The 18,411-nt window shown below is 65.9% G+C and carries 10 protein-coding genes and 3 rRNA genes; 4 read left to right on the top strand and 9 right to left on the bottom strand.

Annotated features, from left to right (window positions below; genetic code table 11):
- Nucleotides 1-42: 42 nt before the first annotated feature.
- From CHAN_RS13410 to CHAN_RS13420, 3 genes are all read right to left on the bottom strand, one after another.
- Nucleotides 43-336, bottom strand: coding sequence for a GlsB/YeaQ/YmgE family stress response membrane protein (locus CHAN_RS13410; protein WP_290290537.1), 294 nt, complete (start codon nucleotides 334-336; stop codon nucleotides 43-45).
- A gap of 271 nt (nucleotides 337-607) precedes the next feature.
- Nucleotides 608-1,510: a universal stress protein gene (locus CHAN_RS13415; RefSeq protein WP_048739515.1), complete on the bottom strand. Its 903-nt coding sequence runs from the start codon at nucleotides 1,508-1,510 to the stop codon at nucleotides 608-610.
- A gap of 90 nt (nucleotides 1,511-1,600) precedes the next feature.
- Entirely contained in the window at nucleotides 1,601-2,641 is a 1,041-nt protein-coding gene (locus CHAN_RS13420; protein ID WP_290290539.1) for an LLM class flavin-dependent oxidoreductase, read from the bottom strand.
- A 79-nt stretch (nucleotides 2,642-2,720) separates the two neighbouring features.
- Here CHAN_RS13420 and CHAN_RS13425 point away from each other — a divergent pair, with 79 nt between their 5' ends.
- The 3 genes from CHAN_RS13425 to CHAN_RS13435 all read left to right on the top strand — a co-directional run bounded on the left by CHAN_RS13425 (nucleotide 2,721) and on the right by CHAN_RS13435 (nucleotide 7,465).
- Complete coding sequence (locus CHAN_RS13425) at nucleotides 2,721-3,893, top strand: pseudouridine synthase (protein WP_290290541.1); 1,173 nt, start codon at nucleotides 2,721-2,723, stop codon at nucleotides 3,891-3,893.
- Nucleotides 3,894-3,974: 81 nt separating this feature from the next.
- Nucleotides 3,975-4,772, top strand: coding sequence for an ABC transporter ATP-binding protein (locus tag CHAN_RS13430; RefSeq protein ID WP_290290543.1), 798 nt, complete (start codon nucleotides 3,975-3,977; stop codon nucleotides 4,770-4,772).
- Complete coding sequence (locus tag CHAN_RS13435) at nucleotides 4,769-7,465, top strand: ABC transporter permease (protein ID WP_290290545.1); 2,697 nt, start codon at nucleotides 4,769-4,771, stop codon at nucleotides 7,463-7,465. Before CHAN_RS13430 ends, CHAN_RS13435 begins: the two co-directional genes overlap by 4 nt.
- Nucleotides 7,466-7,793: 328 nt before the next feature.
- Here the strand turns inward: CHAN_RS13435 and CHAN_RS13440 are convergent, their stop codons facing one another.
- From CHAN_RS13440 to CHAN_RS13460, 5 genes are all read right to left on the bottom strand, one after another.
- On the bottom strand, nucleotides 7,794-8,249 hold the full coding sequence (locus tag CHAN_RS13440; protein ID WP_290290547.1) for a DUF2871 domain-containing protein: 456 nt from the start codon (nucleotides 8,247-8,249) through the stop codon (nucleotides 7,794-7,796).
- Between the two features lie 461 nt (nucleotides 8,250-8,710).
- Nucleotides 8,711-8,827, bottom strand: a 5S ribosomal RNA gene (rrf, locus tag CHAN_RS13445).
- Between the two features lie 154 nt (nucleotides 8,828-8,981).
- Nucleotides 8,982-12,070: ribosomal RNA gene (locus tag CHAN_RS13450) — 23S ribosomal RNA — on the bottom strand.
- A gap of 354 nt (nucleotides 12,071-12,424) precedes the next feature.
- Nucleotides 12,425-13,945 (bottom strand): 16S ribosomal RNA (locus tag CHAN_RS13455).
- The 16S, 23S and 5S rRNA genes sit together here, the layout of an rRNA operon.
- A 452-nt stretch (nucleotides 13,946-14,397) precedes the next feature.
- Nucleotides 14,398-15,600, bottom strand: a complete 1,203-nt coding sequence (locus tag CHAN_RS13460; RefSeq protein WP_290290549.1) for an MFS transporter — start codon at nucleotides 15,598-15,600, stop codon at nucleotides 14,398-14,400.
- Between the two features lie 150 nt (nucleotides 15,601-15,750).
- Between CHAN_RS13460 and CHAN_RS13465 the strand changes: the two genes are divergently transcribed.
- Nucleotides 15,751-17,346, top strand: coding sequence for an NYN domain-containing protein (locus tag CHAN_RS13465; protein ID WP_290290552.1), 1,596 nt, complete (start codon nucleotides 15,751-15,753; stop codon nucleotides 17,344-17,346).
- Between the two features lie 16 nt (nucleotides 17,347-17,362).
- Here the strand turns inward: CHAN_RS13465 and CHAN_RS13470 are convergent, their stop codons facing one another.
- Nucleotides 17,363-18,313: a PspA/IM30 family protein gene (locus CHAN_RS13470; RefSeq protein WP_290290553.1), complete on the bottom strand. Its 951-nt coding sequence runs from the start codon at nucleotides 18,311-18,313 to the stop codon at nucleotides 17,363-17,365.
- Nucleotides 18,314-18,411: the final 98 nt, after the last annotated feature.

The raw sequence follows: 18,411 nt of genomic DNA on the forward strand, positions 1-18,411 counted from the left end.
AGGAAGGGGATCCGGGCCCGATCGCGTGGCGTAAAAGCGCGTTTAGCGGCGCTTGGTCACCAGGCCGACGATCCACAGCAGGATCACCGCGCCGAGGAGGCAGGTGAGGAAGCTGAAGATCAGTCCACCGCCCGCAACGTCGACGCCGAACAGGCCGAGCAGGAAACCACCGAGGAAGCCACCGATGATGCCGACGACGATGTTCAGGATGATGCCCATGGACGCGTCGGTGGCCATGATCTTGGAGCCGATCCAGCCGGCCAGACCACCGATGATGATCCAGCCGATGAAGCCCATGGCCGGTGCGGACGCGGCGAGAAGCAGAGTGTCAGTCATGATCGTATTTCCTTTCACGGGGAAGAAACCGTCGTTCACCATTGTAATCGAGCGAGACGTTGATACTGCAACGGAACGCTAACGTTTTGAGAAAGATTTTCTACGCCCCGTCACGGAATCCCCTCAGGTCACGCTTGGTTTTCCGTGTCAGGGGCAAAACGAGAAAGTTCTTCTGAAATTCACTTCCACCGGGCTGCACATCCGCGGATCGGCCGTCGAAAAGCGGTCGGCCGGGGGCCGGGGCCCCACCCGGGGCCCCGCACCGCATCGACTACTTCGGCAGCGAGTCCGGTCGCACGACCATCATCGGGCACGGCGCCGCCTGCAGCAGCGCGCGCGACGTGGAGCCGAGCAGCATGCCCTTGAAGCCGCCGCGGCCGTGCGAGCCGACGACGAGCAGCTGCGCGCCCTCGGAGGCGTCGGCGAGCGCGCGCACCGGACGGTCACGGGTGACGACCTTGGTGACCTTCACGTTCGGGAACTGCTGCTGCCAGCCGGCGAGCCGCTGACCGAGGAGCGCGTTCTGCTCCTCCTCGACGACCTGCCACTGCTGCTGCGCCGCGGACAGGCCGGCGAGCGACGCCTGGACCTGCATGTCCATCCAGGTGTGGACGGCGATCAGCTCGGCACCGCGGGCGTCGGCCTCCTTGAAGGCGTTCTCGATCGCCTTCTGCGACACGCCGGAGCCGTCGACGCCGACGACGACCGGGCCGTACTTGGTCTCCTCGGTGACGTGGTTGTCCTCGCGGACCACGACCACCGGGCACGACGCGTGCGACACGACCGCGGCCGACACCGAACCCATCACCATGCCGGAGAGCCCGCCGAGGCCGCGCGAGCCCATGACGATCATGGTGCACTGCTCGGACAGGTCGAGCAGCATGTCGATCGGGCTGCCCTCCTCGATCTGGTGCGACACGTCGACGTCGGGCGCGAAGTCGCGCGCGACCTGCTTGGCTTCCTCGACCTTCTCCAGGGTCTCCGCCTCCAGGTCCTCGTAGAGCTCCTGCGGGGGGACCATGCCCTCCGCGTAGAGGAACTGCGGCATGGAGTAGCTGCTCACCAGCCGCAGGGGGATTCCGCGCTTCACCGCGGTGTTGGCCGCCCACTTGGCTGCGGTCTTCGACGCATCCGAGCCATCGACGGCGCAGACGATGATGTCTTGTTTGGGCATTTTGCCCCCTCCTTGTAGGGCGGCGGCCGCTGCCGGCTTCCGCCTGTCTTGTGCACGTCCACCACCCACGGTACCCCCGTTTCACCCGCTTTACGACGGCTGACGGGCACCTTTTTTCGGCGATTGCGTGAACCACGCCAAACCGAGCTTATGAATCGACCGGATGCGCACCCGCGGGTCATGCGAGTAGGTGACGGTGATGATCTCGTCCGCTCCCGTCTCGGCGGCGAAACCCTCCAGACCTGCGACGACGTCGGCGGCGGTGCCGACGAACGAGCACCGCAGCATTGCCTGCACCCGTTGCCACTCGATCATCGTCGCGCCGGCCTCGGGGTGGTCGACCGGTTCGGGCAGCGGCTTGCGGGCGCTGCCGCGGCCGAGTGACAGGAACATCCGCTGCACGACGGAGAACTCCCGCCGCGCCCGGTCCGCGGTGTCGGCGACGAGGACGTTGGCTGCGACCATGACTCGGGGTTCGGCGATGGTGGCCGTGGGGGCGCCGGCGTCGAAGGCGCTCCGGTACACCTCGAGCGACTCGGCCAGCTGATGCGGCGCGAAGTGCGACGCGACGGCGAAGGGCATGCCCAGCGCCGCGGCAACCGACGCGCCGGCGGTCGTGGAGCCGAGCACGTACATGGGCACGTTGGTCGCCTGGCCGGGATGCGCGACGATCGTCGCCTCCGGCCGCACCGGTCCCAGGTACCGGATCAGGTCCCGGATGTCCGAGGCGAAGTCGGCGACGTCGGAGGCGCCGCGCCGCAGTTCGCGGGCCGTCGCCGGGTCCGTGCCCGGCGCGCGGCCGAGCCCGAGGTCGATGCGGCCGGGATAGATGGTGGCCAGCGTGCCGATGTCCTCCGCCACCCGCAGCGGCGCATGGTTGGGCAGCATGATCCCGCCGGACCCGACGCGGATGGTCGACGTCGCCCCGGCGATGTGGCCCATCAGCACCGCCGTCGCCGACGACGCGATGTTGAGCGTGTTGTGGTGCTCGGCGATCCAGAACCGCCGGTACCCCGCCGCTTCCGCCGCGCGGGCGGCTTCGACGCTGGCCGCGATGGCCTCGGCGGCGTTCGACCCCGCGGAGACCGGCACCAGGTCGAGGACGGAAAGCGGCACCCGTGTTTCGCTCATGCCCTCGTTGTACACGACGCCCCGGATCGCGCCCGGCCGCCGCCATGGCCGGGTCCGCCCCGATTGCTACGATCCTCGCGTGCCCATGACCTTGGACGATCCCGGCTGCTTCGACGATCCGGCGGACGACGCGGACCTCGGCGAGCAACCCGATCCGGCCGAGAAACCGGAGCCGACTTCGCGCCGGTCGCCTCGCCGCCGCCGTCGCCGCACCGCGCCCCTGCCGATCCGCGACGGCCTCAACCCCTCCCGGGTCCGGGCGCCGCAGGCCGGTCCGGGAGCCTCCGGAACCGTCACCGCACTCGAGCTGCTCACCGCCGCCATCGAGGGGCAGACCCATCGCCATCCCGCCGACGATGCCGCCGCCATCGCCGCGCGCTTCGCCGACGGCCTGGTCGTCGACGCCGCCGGCCGCCCCCTCTCCCCCGGCTCCGAACTGCGGCCCGGCGCGGACATCTGGTTCTACCGGCTGCCGGCCCCGGAACCCCGGCTCGCGGGCCCGATGCCGATCATCCACCGCGACCGGGACATCGTCGTGGTGGACAAGCCGCCGTTCCTGGCCACGACGCCGCGCGGCCGCCACATCGTCGAATCGGCGGTGGTGCGCCTGCGCCGCGAACTCGGCGACGGCGACCTCATCCCCGCCCATCGCCTCGACCGCCTCACCTCCGGCGTCCTCGTCTTCGTGGCGCGGCCGGAGGCTCGCGGCGCGTACCAGGATCTGTTCGCCGAACCGGGGGCCGTCGTCAAGCGTTACGAGGCACTCACCCGACTACCCGGCCCCGCCGACCTGCCCGCACCCCCGTTCACGCTGGCCACGCGGCAGGAGAAGACCCGCGGCGTCCTGCAGGCGCGCACCGTCGCGGGCGAGCCGAACGCGCGGACCATCGTCGACGGCATCGAGGTTGGCGGCCATGTGCTCGGCGGCGCCGGAAGTGACGGCATTGGGCTTGGCGGCGCCGGGAGTGACGGCACTGGGCTTGACGACGCCCGCCGGCTCCCCGGAACGGCCCTCTGGCACCTGCGGCCGCTGACCGGGCGCACCCACCAGCTGCGGCTGCACCTCCACGAACTGGGGTTCCCCATCCTCGGCGACCCCCTCTACCCCGAGGTGCTGCCCGCCGACGCCGAAGATCCCGCGCGACCGATGCACCTGGTCTGCCGCGAGCTCGCGTTCGACGACCCGTTCACCGGCGAGCGCCGGGTGTTCCGCAGCGGGCGGTCCACGGCCGATCCCGCCACCGCACCCTGATCCGGCGCAGACGACATAATGGGGAAGATATGGCCGACCGCCGACCCGGCGGCCGGCAGGCAACCGCACGGAAGGTCATTCATGTCCGCTCCCGACACCCCGGGCAGCCAGCACCGCACCAGCGCCGGAGGACCCGGCGCCACGCCTCCCCGGGCACCGGCCGCCCGCGCAACGGGCCTGACCAAACGCTACGGCGAAGGCGACACCGCCGTCGTCGCGCTCGATGCCGTCGACGTGGAATTCGGCCGCGGCGAGTTCACCGCGATCATGGGCCCCTCCGGCTCCGGCAAGTCGACGCTCATGCACTGCATGGCCGGCCTCGACTCCGCCACCTCGGGCGAGGCCCGCATCGGCGACACCGAGCTGTCCGGGCTGTCCGACAAGGAGATCACGGCGCTGCGCCGCGACCGCCTCGGATTCGTGTTCCAGTCGTTCAACCTGGTGCCCACCCTTACGGCGGAAGAGAACATCACGCTGCCCGTCGACATCGCCGGGCGGAAGGTCGACCGCGAGTGGTTCGACTCCATCACCTCCAAGCTGGGCCTGACCGGCCGCCTGTCGCACCGCCCGTCGGAGCTGTCCGGCGGCCAGCAGCAGCGCGTCGCCTGCGCCCGCGCCCTCGTCGGCAGGCCCGAAATCATCTTCGGCGACGAACCGACCGGCAACCTCGACTCCAACTCCTCCCGCGAGGTGCTGCAGATCCTGCGCACCGCCGTCGACGACCTCGGGCAGACCGTCGTCATCGTCACCCACGACGCCAAGGCCGCCAGTTACGCCGACCGCGTCATCTTCCTCGCCGACGGCCGCGTCGTCGACGAGCTCCGCACCCCCGACACCGATGCCATCCTCAACCGCATGGCACGCATGGAACAGCTGTGAGCGCATCCTCCTCGACCATGCGGCGGGTCTCGCTCCGCAGCCTCGCCGCCCACAAGATCCGATTCGCCCTGACCATCCTGTCCGTCGTGCTGGGCACCGCGTTCATCTCCGGCGCGTTCGTGTTCACCGCCTCGCTGAACAAGGCGTTCGACGGGGTGCTGGCCACCGCCTACGACGGCATGGACGTCATCGCCGAATCCCCGTCCGGCACCCCTGGCATGGACCGCGCAACCCTCGATCGGATCCGCGAGGTCGACGGCGTCCGCGCCGTCAACGCCAGCGCCCGGGCATCCAGCGTGGTCATGACCGGTTCCGACGGAAAGCCGATCCAGACCGGCGGCGCACCCGCCCAGGGCCTGCCCTTCTACGAGGAGCCCGGGGCCGTGGGGCCGGACACCCGGTTCGTGGACGGCAATGCGCCGCGCGGGCCCGATGAGGTCGCCGTCAACGCCACCGCCGCCAAGCGCGGCAACGTCGGCGTCGGCGACCGCGTCACGGTGGTCACCGGCTCCGACCGCGCCGACGTCACCATCTCCGGCGTCTACGAGCTCGACGGCGACGTCGCCGGCTGGATGGGCGTCCTGTTCCCGCTGGACAAATGGATGGAGCTCTACACCGACGGCGAGCACGTCAGCCGCGTGACCGTTGGCGCCGTCGAGGGCGTCGACCCCGTGGCCCTGCGCGACCGGATCGCCGCGGCGTTCCCGGAGCTCGACGTCCACACCGGCAAGGAACTCGCCGAACGCGACTCCAAGCAAATCTCGCAGGCCCTCGGCTTCGTCAACTACTTCCTCGTCGCCTTCGGCCTGATCGGCCTGCTGGTGGGCACGTTCATCATCTCCAACACCTTCTCCATGCTGGTGGCGCAGCGGACGAAGGAATTCGCCCTGCTGCGCGCGCTCGGCGCGTCCCGCGGGCAGCTCACCGGATCCGTGGTCATGGAGGCCGTGGTCGTCGGCCTGATCGGTTCGGTGCTCGGCGTCGCCGCCGGCTTCGGGCTGTCGCAGCTGCTGTACGCGTCCATGAGCGCGTTCGGCTTCGAGATGCCCGGTTCCGGCCTCACCGCCACGCCCTCCGCCGTCATCGTTCCGCTGGTCGCGGGCTTGGCCATCACGATCCTCGCGGCGTGGGCCCCCGCCGCGCGCGCCGGCGCGATTCCGCCGGTGGAGGCCATGCGCTCCGGCGACCAGGCGTCCAATCCGAGGCTGCGCGTGCGCACCTTCGTCGGCGCCGCCCTCGCCGTCCTCGCCGTGGGCCTCATCGCCTGGGCGCTGCAGTGGACCGACGGCGACACCGGGCCCCGCGCCCGCCTGGTCGGATTCGGTGCGGTCGCGGCCGTCGCCTCGATCTGGATGGCGGGTCCCGCCCTCTCCATCCCCCTCGTCGGCGGGTTGGGCACCATCATCGGCGCGCCGTTCAAGGCCGTCGGAAAGCTCGCGGCGACCAACTCGCGCCGCAACCCGCGGCGCACCTCCGCCACCGCATTCGCCTTGACGCTCGGCCTGGCCCTGGTGGCCAGCGTGGGCATGCTGGGCTCGACCATGAAGGGCGTCATCGACGACTTCATGGACCAGAGCTTCGCCGCCGACTACGTGCTCAGCCCGCCGCTGATGGCCCACGTGGCCATGCCCGAGGGCGTGCGCGGCGCCGTCGCCGAGATCGACGGCGTGACCGATACGGGCACCGTGTACCTCGGCGGCGTGCAGGTCATCGACCCCGACGACCCCGAGGCCATCGCCCGCGCCCAGGCCGAAATCGGCGGCGGGGCGACCGGGCCCGGCGGTCCCGGCGGTCCCGGCGGCGGTTCCTTCCTCGACGGCGACTACGGCCGCTGGTACTCCGCGGACGTCGTCGCGGGCTCGCTCGATTTGGCGGCGCCCGATGCCGGCGTGGTCATTTCCGAGTCCGTCTCCAAGGAACGCGGCTGGGGAATGGGCCACCCCGTCGGGATCGTCTCCCCGATGGGCGTCCTGCGGACCGAAGTCACCGGCATCCACGAGGACATGGACGGCGAAGGCGGGATCACCCTGTCGCCGTCGATTCTGGACCGGGCGGGTGCGTCGCGTTCGATGCTGACGCCGATGCAGATCTTCGTCGGCGTGAAGGGCGGCGCGGCCGATGCCCGGGCCGCCGCAATCGCCGACGGCGCCGACCCGGCGGACCGCAACAACTACATCGACGAAGGCGCGGTGGAGTCGATCCGGGGTCCGCTCGAGGATGCCGTCGCCCCCTACCTGGTGGTGCAGGTGCAGGACCGCGAGGAGTTCGGCAACGTGGCCACCACCTCGATCGATGCGCTGCTGGGCATCGTCTACGCGTTGCTGGGCCTGGCGGTGGTGATCTCGATCCTGGGCATCATCAACACCCTCGCCCTGTCGATCATCGAACGCCGCCAGGAAATCGGCATGCTCCGCGCCGTGGGCATGCAGCGCAAGGACATCCGGCGCATGGTGCGCCTGGAGTCGGTGCAGATCTCCATCTTCGGCGCGGTGGTCGGCGCGTTGCTCGGCCTCGGCCTCGGTTGGGCCCTGCTCACCGTCCTCGCCGACGAGGGCATCGGCACCATCGTCGTGCCGTGGGGCCTGATCGGGACGATGCTCGTCGGCGCCGCAGTCGTCGGCGTGCTCGCGGCGGTCTGGCCGGCGAAGCGGGCGGCGCAAACTCCGCCGCTCGCAGCCATCGCCGAAGAATGACCGCGCGTGCCGGCGGAGCCTTCCGGCAGGGCTTTCCGACGGCGCCGTGCGACGGAGCCCTCTGACGACGCCGTCCGATGAGGCCTTTCGCTGGATCTTGCGCCGTGGCCTTGCACCGGGGCGTTGCACCGGGGCGTTGCGCCGTGGCCTTGCACCGGAGCCTTGCACTGAGGGCTAACGCTGGGGCCTTCCGGTGAAGCCTTCCCCTGAGGCCCTCCGGCCAACGAGAACCCGCCCGAGCCGAAACCCGCCCGACCTGGACAAGGTCGGGCGGGTTTTTGCTGACCGGACGAAGACTCAAGCAGACGGGAGAGCCCGCAAGAAGGGCTCAGGCGGCGGGAACGCTTTCGGTGGCCGCTTTGGCGTCATCGATTTCGACACGGCGGATGCGCTTGCCCAGGATGGTGAAGAACATGATGAAGGAAACGGTCAACAGGATGTGGCCGAGCCCGGCCATCCCGGACCACATCGGCCCCCACGCATCGCCGTTGCCCATCGTGTGGACGATGCCGTTGGCGACCATGAACCCGATCGTCCACACCAGCGCAACGTTGTGCACGACGAACCAGGCGTCGAACGACTTGTGCGCCGAAAGGCGGAAGAGCCGTTCCAGGGCGAGGACGATGAGGAAGAAGAACGTGCCCAGGGTCAGCAGGTGCGTGTGCAAAGTGTTGAGCTGGGACGAATCGACGGCGTCATGGAAACGCGTCCACTCACGATAGAAGACGCCGGCGGCGAGGCCGAAGCCCAGGTACGTGGCGGAGGCGATGAACAATTTGCGCATGATCCCGATGCTACGCCGGGTATCCGCCGCGACCGATTCGGCGCCGGGCCCCCACCCCGGGTACGGGTCAATCGAAGGATTGAGACGAACAGCGCGGCCGACGCTGACCCTCGCCATGGATACGAACGAGACAATTTTCCCGCCGCAACCGCCGGCTATAGCCCGGCTAACCCACCCCGAAAGCGCACACCCACCCCCTGTAACGGGTGGCTCTGCCCATTCAGGGTGGGTTAACCAACGAATCCGCCACTCGCACCCGGGGCCAGGCAACGAACGGGCCCCGGCGACGATCCAACAGGAGGCCGGCCACACCCACCCGTGGGCGGGCACACGACAACACCCACACACCACAGCGCAGCCGACCACCTACTGAAACCCCCCTCAAAACGCGAAGGAGCCGTCGCCGGCCCACACCCCCAACAGGGGCATGAACCAACGACGGCTCCAACACCATGTTTATTGGCCGGCAGTGACCTACTCTCCCACACCCTCCCAGGTGCAGTACCATCGGCGCAGGTGGGCTTAGCTTCCGGGTTCGGAATGGGACCGGGCGTGACCCCACCGCTATAACCACCGACACGTATACACGGGACTTCTCCGCAACCCACCACAACACCCCAACAAAACCGGGGCGGGTGGGCGGTGCTGTCCCAGACGCTGGATAGTGGACGCGAACCAAACCTGGTTCTTCTCGTTACGTAGAAATGTCACACGCCATACCCCGAAGTGGGGTGTGTGTTGACGTTCGGCCTATTAGTACCGGTCACCTGAACACGTTACCGTGCGTACAGATCCGGCCTATCAACCCCATCATCTATGGGGGACCTCAAATGAAACCTGATCTCGGAACAGGCTTCCCGCTTAGATGCTTTCAGCGGTTATCCCTTCCGTACGTAGCCAACCAGCAATGCCCCTGGCGGAACAACTGGCACACCAGAGGTACGTCCGTCCCGGTCCTCTCGTACTAGGGACAGCCTTCCTCAAGTTTCCACGCGCGCGGCGGATAGAGACCGAACTGTCTCACGACGTTCTAAACCCAGCTCGCGTGCCGCTTTAATGGGCGAACAGCCCAACCCTTGGGACCTACTCCAGCCCCAGGATGCGACGAGCCGACATCGAGGTGCCAAACCATCCCGTCGATATGGACTCTTGGGGAAGATCAGCCTGTTATCCCCGGGGTACCTTTTATCCGTTGAGCGACACCGCTTCCACAAGCCGGTGCCGGATCACTAGTCCCTACTTTCGTACCTGCTCGACCTGTCAGTCTCACAGTCAAGCTCCCTTGTGCACTTACACTCAACACCTGATTGCCAACCAGGCTGAGGGAACCTTTGGGCGCCTCCGTTACTCTTTGGGAGGCAACCGCCCCAGTTAAACTACCCACCAGGCACTGTCCCCAACCCGGATCACGGGCCGAGGTTAGATATCCAATACGATCAGAGTGGTATTTCAACAACGACTCCACCCCAACTGGCGTTGAGGTTTCACAGTCTCCCACCTATCCTACACAAACCGAACCGAACACCAATACCAAGCTATAGTGAAGGTCCCGGGGTCTTTTCGTCCTGCCGCGCGTAACGAGCATCTTTACTCGTACTGCAATTTCGCCGGGTCTGTGGTTGAGACAGCAGGGAAGTCGTTACGCCATTCGTGCAGGTCGGAACTTACCCGACAAGGAATTTCGCTACCTTAGGATGGTTATAGTTACCACCGCCGTTTACTGGGGCTTAAATTCTCCGCTTCGGCCGGCCAAAAGCCAACCTAACAGGTCCTCTTAACCTTCCAGCACCGGGCAGGCGTCAGTCCGTATACATCGACTTACACGTCTTCGCACGGACCTGTGTTTTTAGTAAACAGTCGCTTCCCTCTATTCTCTGCGGCCACACGGCGCCGTCCGCCGAAAAGGCATGGACACCACGAGGCCCCCCTTCTCCCGAAGTTACGGGGGCATTTTGCCGAGTTCCTTAACCACAGTTCACCCGATCGCCTTAGTATTCTCTACCTGACCACCTGTGTCGGTTTGGGGTACGGGCCACACAACCACATCGCTAGAGGCTTTTCTCGGCAGCATAGGATCACCGACTTCCCCACTACGGGTACGCATCACGTCTCACCCTTAGCGCAACCCGGATTTACCTGGGCTGCGGGCTACACGCTTACACCACCATCCATCCGGTGGCACGGCTACCTTCCTGCGTCACCCCATCACTTGGCTACTACCAGATCAGGTCCCCTGCATCCACGACCAGACACCACCCAAAGGGCAGCGAAAAGACGCTTCAGGAGGGTTAGTCTCACTGATTCACCATGGGCGCGATTGCGCGGGTACGGGAATATCAACCCGTTGTCCATCGACTACGCCTGTCGGCCTCGCCTTAGGTCCCGACTCACCCTGGGAGGATTAACCTGGCCCAGGAACCCTTGGTCATCCGGCGGAGGAGTTTTCCACTCCTCATTCGCTACTCATGCCTGCATTCTCACTCGCGTCCACTCCACCACAGGTCACCCCGCAGCTTCACAGCCGAACACGACGCTCCCCTACCCAACCAACCAAAAGGCTGATTGCCGCGGCTTCGGCGGTATGCTTGAGCCCCACTACATTGTCGGCGCAGGACCACTCGACCAGTGAGCTATTACGCACTCTTTCAAGGATGGCTGCTTCTAAGCCAACCTCCTGGTTGTCTTCGCGATCCCACATCCTTTTCCACTTAGCATACCCTTAGGGGCCTTAGCCGGCGATCTGGGCTGTTTCCCTCTCGACTACGAAGCTTATCCCCCGCAGTCTCACTGCCGTGCTCTCACCTCACCGGCATTCGGAGTTTGGCTGATGTCGCTAAGATGATAGTCCCGCTAAACCAACCAGTAGCTCTACCTCCAGGAGGAAACACACGACGCTGCACCTAAATGCATTTCGGGGAGAACCAGCTATCACGGAGTTTGATTGGCCTTTCACCCCTACCCACAACTCATCCCCTCAGTTTTCAACCTAAGTGGGTTCGCGCCTCCACAGAGTCTTACCTCTGCTTCACACTGGCCATGGGTAGATCACTCCGCTTCGGGTCCAGGACACGCCACTACAAACACACTAGTTAGTATTCGCTTTCGCTACGGCTACCCCACACGGGTTAACCTCGCGACGTGCCGCTGACTCGCAGGCTCATTCTTCAAAAGGCACGCCATCACCCCACGAGGAGGCTCTGACGGATTGTAAGCACACGGTTTCAGGTACTATTTCACTCCCCTCCCGGGGTACTTTTCACCATTCCCTCACGGTACTATCCGCTATCGGTCACAGAAGGTATTCAGGCTTACCGGGTGGTCCCGGCAGATTCACAGCAGATTTCACGGGCCCGCTGCTACTCGGGGACAAACGCAACCAACGCGCCATGGCTTTCACGTACCGGGCTCTCACCGTCTACGGCAGGCGATTCCACGCACTTTCCGCTAACCACGAACAAACATCGGCGCACAGCTGGCAGACCATGCACGCGCAAACCCCACAACACCACACACGCAACCCCTGCCAGGTATCACACGCATGCGGTTTAGCCTCCTCCGCGTTCGCTCGCCACTACTAACGGAATCACAATTGTTTTCTCTTCCTACGGGTACTGAGATGTTTCACTTCCCCGCGTAACCACCAACCAGACTATGAATTCATCTGGCGGCGACCGCCCATAACGACGGCCAGGTTTCCCCATTCGGACACCCTCGGATCAACGCTCAGTTGGCAGCTCCCCGAGGCATTTCGCAGCCTCTCACGTCCTTCATCGGCCTCCTGATGCCAAGGCATCCACCGTGTGCCCTTACAACACAACACACAAAACGACCAAACAGAACAAACTGTTGGAACAAATCTACAGAAAAATCAAGATGCTCGCGTCCACTATCCAGTTCTCACACAACACCAACCACCACCACACCACCCCCACCACACAAGCAGGAGAAGCAGGCAATGACCGCAACAGGAAAAACCACCACACCACACACGGCCAAAACCGCCTGTAATGCGAGCGTGCCTTCCCAGACACCCGACAGCGCACCGATGCACAAACTTCTTCGTGTTGGACCGCACCATGCGGCCGGCAAGCGTCCACCCAAAAAACGCGGGCCGCCACCACACCCCACAGGAGTGACCAGGCAACAACCCGACTTTCAAAAAATAAGCTCCTTAGAAAGGAGGTGATCCAGCCGCACCTTCCGGTACGGCTACCTTGTTACGACTTCGTCCCAATCGCCGATCCCACCTTCGACAGCTCCCCCCAAAAAAGGTTGGGCCACTGGCTTCGGGTGTTACCGACTTTCATGACGTGACGGGCGGTGTGTACAAGGCCCGGGAACGTATTCACCGCAGCGTTGCTGATCTGCGATTACTAGCGACTCCGACTTCACGGGGTCGAGTTGCAGACCCCGATCCGAACTGAGACCGGCTTTAAGGGATTAGCTCCGCCTCACGGCATCGCAACCCACTGTACCGACCATTGTAGCATGTGTGAAGCCCTGGACATAAGGGGCATGATGATTTGACGTCATCCCCACCTTCCTCCGAGTTGACCCCGGCAGTTTCTCACGAGTCCCCACCATAACGTGCTGGCAACATAAGACAAGGGTTGCGCTCGTTGCGGGACTTAACCCAACATCTCACGACACGAGCTGACGACAACCATGCACCACCTGTATACGAGCCACAAGGGAAAGACCATCTCTGGCCCGATCCCGTACATGTCAAGCCCAGGTAAGGTTCTTCGCGTTGCATCGAATTAATCCACATGCTCCGCCGCTTGTGCGGGCCCCCGTCAATTCCTTTGAGTTTTAGCCTTGCGGCCGTACTCCCCAGGCGGGGCGCTTAATGCGTTAGCTACGGCACAGAAGTCGTGGAAGACCCCTACACCTAGCGCCCACCGTTTACGGCATGGACTACCAGGGTATCTAATCCTGTTCGCTACCCATGCTTTCGCTCCTCAGCGTCAGTTACTGCCCAGAGACCCGCCTTCGCCACCGGTGTTCCTCCTGATATCTGCGCATTTCACCGCTACACCAGGAATTCCAGTCTCCCCTACAGTACTCAAGTTATGCCCGTATCGCCTGCACGCCCGGAGTTGAGCCCCGGAATTTCACAGACGACGCGACAAACCACCTACGAGCTCTTTACGCCCAGTAATTCCGGACAACGCTCGCACCCTACGTATTACCGCGGCTGCTGGCACGTAGTTAGCCGGTGCTTCTTCTCCATCTACCGTCAGAAAACCTTCGTCGATGGTGAAAGGAGTTTACAACCCGAAGGCCGTCATCCCCCACGCGGCGTCGCTGCATCAGGCTTCCGCCCATTGTGCAATATTCCCCACTGCTGCCTCCCGTAGGAGTCTGGGCCGTGTCTCAGTCCCAATGTGGCCGTCCACCCTCTCAGGCCGGCTACCCGTCGCCGCCTTGGTAGGCCATTACCCCACCAACAAGCTGATAGGCCGCGGGCCCATCCCACACCGAAAAAACTTTCCACCACATCCCAACGATGCGGTCCTATCCGGTATTAGACCCAGTTTCCCAGGCTTATCCCGAAGTGCGGGGCAGGTCACCCACGTGTTACTCACCCGTTCGCCACTCGTGTACCCCAGCAAGCTGGGGCCTTACCGTTCGACTTGCATGTGTTAAGCACGCCGCCAGCGTTCGTCCTGAGCCAGGATCAAACTCTCCACAAAAGACTTTTTAAGTGAAAAGCCCGAAACCGGCAAAAACAAACGACAAACCAACCACAAAAACATGGTCAGCCTGGCATTCATCATCCAAAAAAACAACAACGCACCCACCCCGACAGGGTGAAGGAGCAGGCACGCCAAAAAAGGTTGAAATAAGAGCAACCAGAAACTCCTGGCACTCACCAAATCAACACAAAAAATAGTACATCGGCACACTATCGAGTTCTCAAAAAACACGCGCACACCCAAAACAACCAGGCCTCACCCGGCGCTTCAAGCAGCGAGAGAAGAACTTAGCACACCCGCCGAACACCGCGCAAGCAGCGTCCAACCAACAGTGTCTGGCTCTTCCCCCAACCAGCGGCCCGTCCCGCCTTGCGGCGTCGGCCTCGCTGACTCCCAGAACATTACACACGCCGCTTCGAACAAAGCAAAACGCCACGTCAACCCATGTTTCACCGCAAACCCCGCAAACGACGGCGGCCCGTGAGCGACTGGCCCGCCCCCACCGCGGTGGCCCCGAGCATGAGCCCGGACAAGACGAAAACCGTCGCGACTCCCGTGGCCGAGGCGAGGGCACCCGCCCCCGCCGGCAGAGCCACCTGCGCCAGGCGGTTGCCCATCAACCGGACCGACAGAGCCATGGCCTTGTCCGCCGGCGGAACGAGGGACGACACCCACGTCATGGTCATCGGCATGACGAACCCCCAGGCGAACCCGCAGATCCCCGTCGCGATGGCCAGCATCCAGGCCCCGTTCAGCCACGGAGTCGCCACCAGCGGAACGGCCCCCGCCGCGATCATGGCCACCAGCACGCGGTCCCTGTCCACGTGCGCCAGCGCCCACGGCATCAGCGCGCGCGACACGACCCCCATGCCCGACCGGGCACCGAGAATCATCGTCACTTCGCCAACCGACAAGCCGATTTCATGGCCGAGCACCGGCATGTAGGCGGTCATCAGGTCGATGGCCACGATCACCGCCACCGACGCCCCCATCGCCGCGGGCATCCCGGGCAGGCCCAGCATCCTCCGCACCGGGTAATGCGCGGGCGCTCCCTCGGCCGGCTGCTCGACGGCGGGCACGAGGCGTCGAAAAGCCGAGGCCACGGGCCATCCGGCCACCAGGGCCACCGCGCCCAGCGCGGTCAGGCCCAGCAACGCCGGGGTCGTGTTCACGCGGCCATCGCCCTGCCCACCGGCCGCGATCCACCCGGAAAGCGCGATGCCCAGCAACTGCCCCACCGAAATGCCCAAGGTGAAGTAGGCGAAGAGCGAATCGAGGCCACTGGTTGTGCCGCGCAACTTGGAGACCATCCCCTGCGCGGCGATCAGGCTGGTCATGTGCGCGAACCCCAACGCCACGTAGCCGACCAGCAGCAGGCCCAAGCCCTCCGACCACGCCATCAGCGCGGTCGCCGCCACCGTCGCGATCAGCCCGGCGCGCATCACCGCGGGCGCGTGGCCGTCATCGACCAGCCGCCCGGCACGCAGCGCAATCAGCAGGGGGACGAGCGAAAACGCCGCGGTGAACGCCCCGATCATCACGGCATCGCCGCCGAAATCCAGCACGCGGTAACTCAGCAGCACGCGCCCGCCGTTGAACACGGCCTGCCCGACGACGGTCACCGCCACGAGCATCGCGAACCACCGCTTCACGCCGCCCGCCACCTTTCCGCGCTCGAATTCCGCCCCGGCCGTGGTCAACGGTACCCGGCGGACTTCCCGGCCACGGGACCGCCAAATTCATGCATCCTGGGACATGAACGAATCTGACTTTCTTTAGCAATGAACGGATTGAAGGAGCCCATGCTTGAACGCACATTGGTTTACGTCGACACGTCTTACCTGCTGGCCAGCTTTTACAACTCGTGGGAGACCGGAGCCCGCGGGCAATTGGAAATCGATCTCAGAGAGGTTGTTCATGTACTCGACCGGATGATCACGCAACAGCTGGGGCAGCCGGTGCAGCGGCAGCTCTGGTACGACGGCATTCCGGAGTCGGGGCCGCACCGTTATCAACGTTCCCTGCGCACCATCGACGGCGTTCAATTGCGCGCGGGCCAACTCATCGAATGGGGCGATCGCCGCACGCAGAAGGCCGTGGATACGCGGCTGGTCGCGGACATGGTCCTGGCCGGCGTGCGCGGTTTGGCGTCGGACATGGTGCTCGTGTCGGGCGATGCCGACATGCTGCCGGGCGTCGCGGAGGCGTCGAACGCCGGCGTGCGCGTGCACCTGTACGGCTTCGGCTGGGATTCGATGTCGTCGGCGCTTCGCCATGCCTGCGATTCGACGACGATCCTCGACCCCCGCGAGGATTTCGCCGAGTCCATGCAGCTCAACGTCCTGGAGGGCCCGCTGCCGCCGGTCGTGCGCGACAAGCCGCTCGGCGAATGCGAGCCCCCCGAGGAGCAGGGCGCCACGGAGGTGCCCGACACCCGGGTGACGCCTCCCGGCACTGCGCTTGACGACGACCGGTCCGCCGGGGATCCCGATTCGCCGGAGGATCGCGGGACGGCGGACGCGGCGACGCCGACGGCCAGGGCGGATGCGCCGAAGGTCGCCGAAACCGAGGCCGCCGCGAAGGCCGGCGCGCGCGAGATTGCCTCGCAGGCCGAGCATGCGGCGGCGGAGAAGGCGGGCGTTTCCCCGGCTGCGGCGTCGACGCCGGTGCCGCGGGATCCTGCGGAGGCGATGGCCGCGGTCGCGGCAGCCGCGGCGAAGGCCGGGGAAAGGGCCGGGGAAAAGGCCTCAGCGAAGGAGGGCGCCAAGCCGGGCGGGCAGGTCCGCGAGAAGTCCGGTGAAACGGGCGGCGGCGCGGTCGCGGGCCAGGATGCATCGCAATCCGGATCTGCCGGCGGCAGCGCGCCCCGTGCAGAGGCCGCCGATGGCGGCGTATCCGGTGGTGGCGCCGCCGGTACAGGGGACGCCGGCGGTAAGACCACCGGCGACTCCCCCGCTGCGGCGGGCGCCGAGTCCGGCTCGGATGCTTCCGGCCAAGTCGAGGACGCCGGCACCGGCTCGCCCGCGAAGCCCGGGCCACGACCGAACCCCTCGATGATGGCGCCGCGTCGCAAGCTGCGGTCGCGCTACGTCCCGCTGCCCAACGAAGTCTGGGCGTCGGCCGGGTTCCAGTCGCCGTTCGACGTGGGCCAGCAGTACGCCCTGTGGTGGTACGAGTCCGCGGCGACGGATCAGCAGCGCGACGAAGCGCACCTGCTCTCCGGTGGCGGGTTGCCGCCCGAGATCGACCGCCCGCTGCTGCAGTTCGCCTGCGAGACGCTGCACGAATACACGCTGACCGACGGCCAGCGCGTCAATCTGCGGGACGGGTTCCACGCCGGCATCCGCGGCGTGCTGCTCAACCGCCGGAACAACCCCTCGGGAGACAAGAGGGGCTGATCCCGGCCGTCGTGCCTCAGGCGCGGTGCTTGCCGTCGCCCGCGCCGGGGTCTTCGACGGTCACGTCGGCATCGTCGACGTCGGTGACTCCGGCGTCGGCGCCCGGCGCGGCCTTGGAGTCGGCGGCCGTCTCCGTCGCACCGGCCTCGGACCCGGCATCGGCGCCCGGCTTCGCTTCCGCACCGGTCTCGGCGCCGGCCTCGAGCTCACCCGCGGTGCCCTTGCCCAGCTCCTTGTCCCCGGCCTCCTTGGCCATCTGGGCGCGGATCTCCGCCAGGCGCGCATCCGCGCGTGCGTCGGCGCCGGACGCCTCGATCTCGGCCATGCGGCCGGCGTGGGAATTCTGCGCCAGCTCCTGGGCGCCGAGCGCGTTGGCGTAGCGGGACTCGATCTTCTCGCGCACGCCCTCCAGGGTGGGCACGTTCGGATCGTTGGCCACGCCCTGCATCCCCTCGAGGGTGCGGGAGGTGGCCTCCTGCATCTTCGCCTGGTCGGCCTGCGACTCGAGCTCGCGGATCTGGGACTTGATCTGCTCGTAGCGCGCCTGCGACTGCTTGGCCTGATGCTGGGCCTCCTCGGCCGCGGTGACGGCCTGGGCGTGCATCTCGGTGGTCTGCTCAATCTCCGTCTCCACGCTCACCAGCTGCGACGCGAAAATCTCGGCGGAGTTCTCGAACTCGCGCGCCTTCGCTTCATCGCCCGCGGCACGCGCGGCGTCGGCCTGCTGGACCGCGGTGCGGGCGTTGGCGGTGAGCTTCTCGCTCTCCTTGCGCAACCGCGACAGCGTCATCTCCAACTGGTTGCGGTTGCCGATCACCGACGCCGCCTGCTCCTGGATCTGGCGGTGCTGCTCCCTCGCGGCCTCGGCCGCCTGGTGGATCTGCACCTTCGGGTCGGCGTTGTCCTCGATCTTCTTGTCGAAGGAGGACATCATGTACTTCCAGCCCTTGCTGAACGGGTTAGCCATGTCGCGGGGTTCCTTTCGGTGTCGTCGCCCCGGATTCTACGTAAAACCCGGCCCCACGCGCGGGGTTCACGCCGTGCACCCCGGCTCCGGGCGCCCTC

It is taken from the genome of Corynebacterium hansenii, from assembly GCF_030408795.1.
GTDB lineage: Bacteria > Actinomycetota > Actinomycetes > Mycobacteriales > Mycobacteriaceae > Corynebacterium > Corynebacterium hansenii.

Excerpts from the sequence above, each read along its gene's own strand:
- CHAN_RS13410 (WP_290290537.1), bottom strand. The coding sequence starts at position 336 with ATGACTGACACTCTGCTTCTCGCCGCGTCCGCACCGGCCATGGGCTTC.
- CHAN_RS13415 (WP_048739515.1), bottom strand. The coding sequence starts at position 1,510 with ATGCCCAAACAAGACATCATCGTCTGCGCCGTCGATGGCTCGGATGCG.
- CHAN_RS13420 (WP_290290539.1), bottom strand. The coding sequence starts at position 2,641 with ATGAGCGAAACACGGGTGCCGCTTTCCGTCCTCGACCTGGTGCCGGTC.
- CHAN_RS13430 (WP_290290543.1), top strand. The coding sequence starts at position 3,975 with ATGTCCGCTCCCGACACCCCGGGCAGCCAGCACCGCACCAGCGCCGGA.
- CHAN_RS13440 (WP_290290547.1), bottom strand. The coding sequence starts at position 8,249 with ATGCGCAAATTGTTCATCGCCTCCGCCACGTACCTGGGCTTCGGCCTC.
- CHAN_RS13465 (WP_290290552.1), top strand. The coding sequence starts at position 15,751 with ATGCTTGAACGCACATTGGTTTACGTCGACACGTCTTACCTGCTGGCC.
- CHAN_RS13470 (WP_290290553.1), bottom strand. The coding sequence starts at position 18,313 with ATGGCTAACCCGTTCAGCAAGGGCTGGAAGTACATGATGTCCTCCTTC.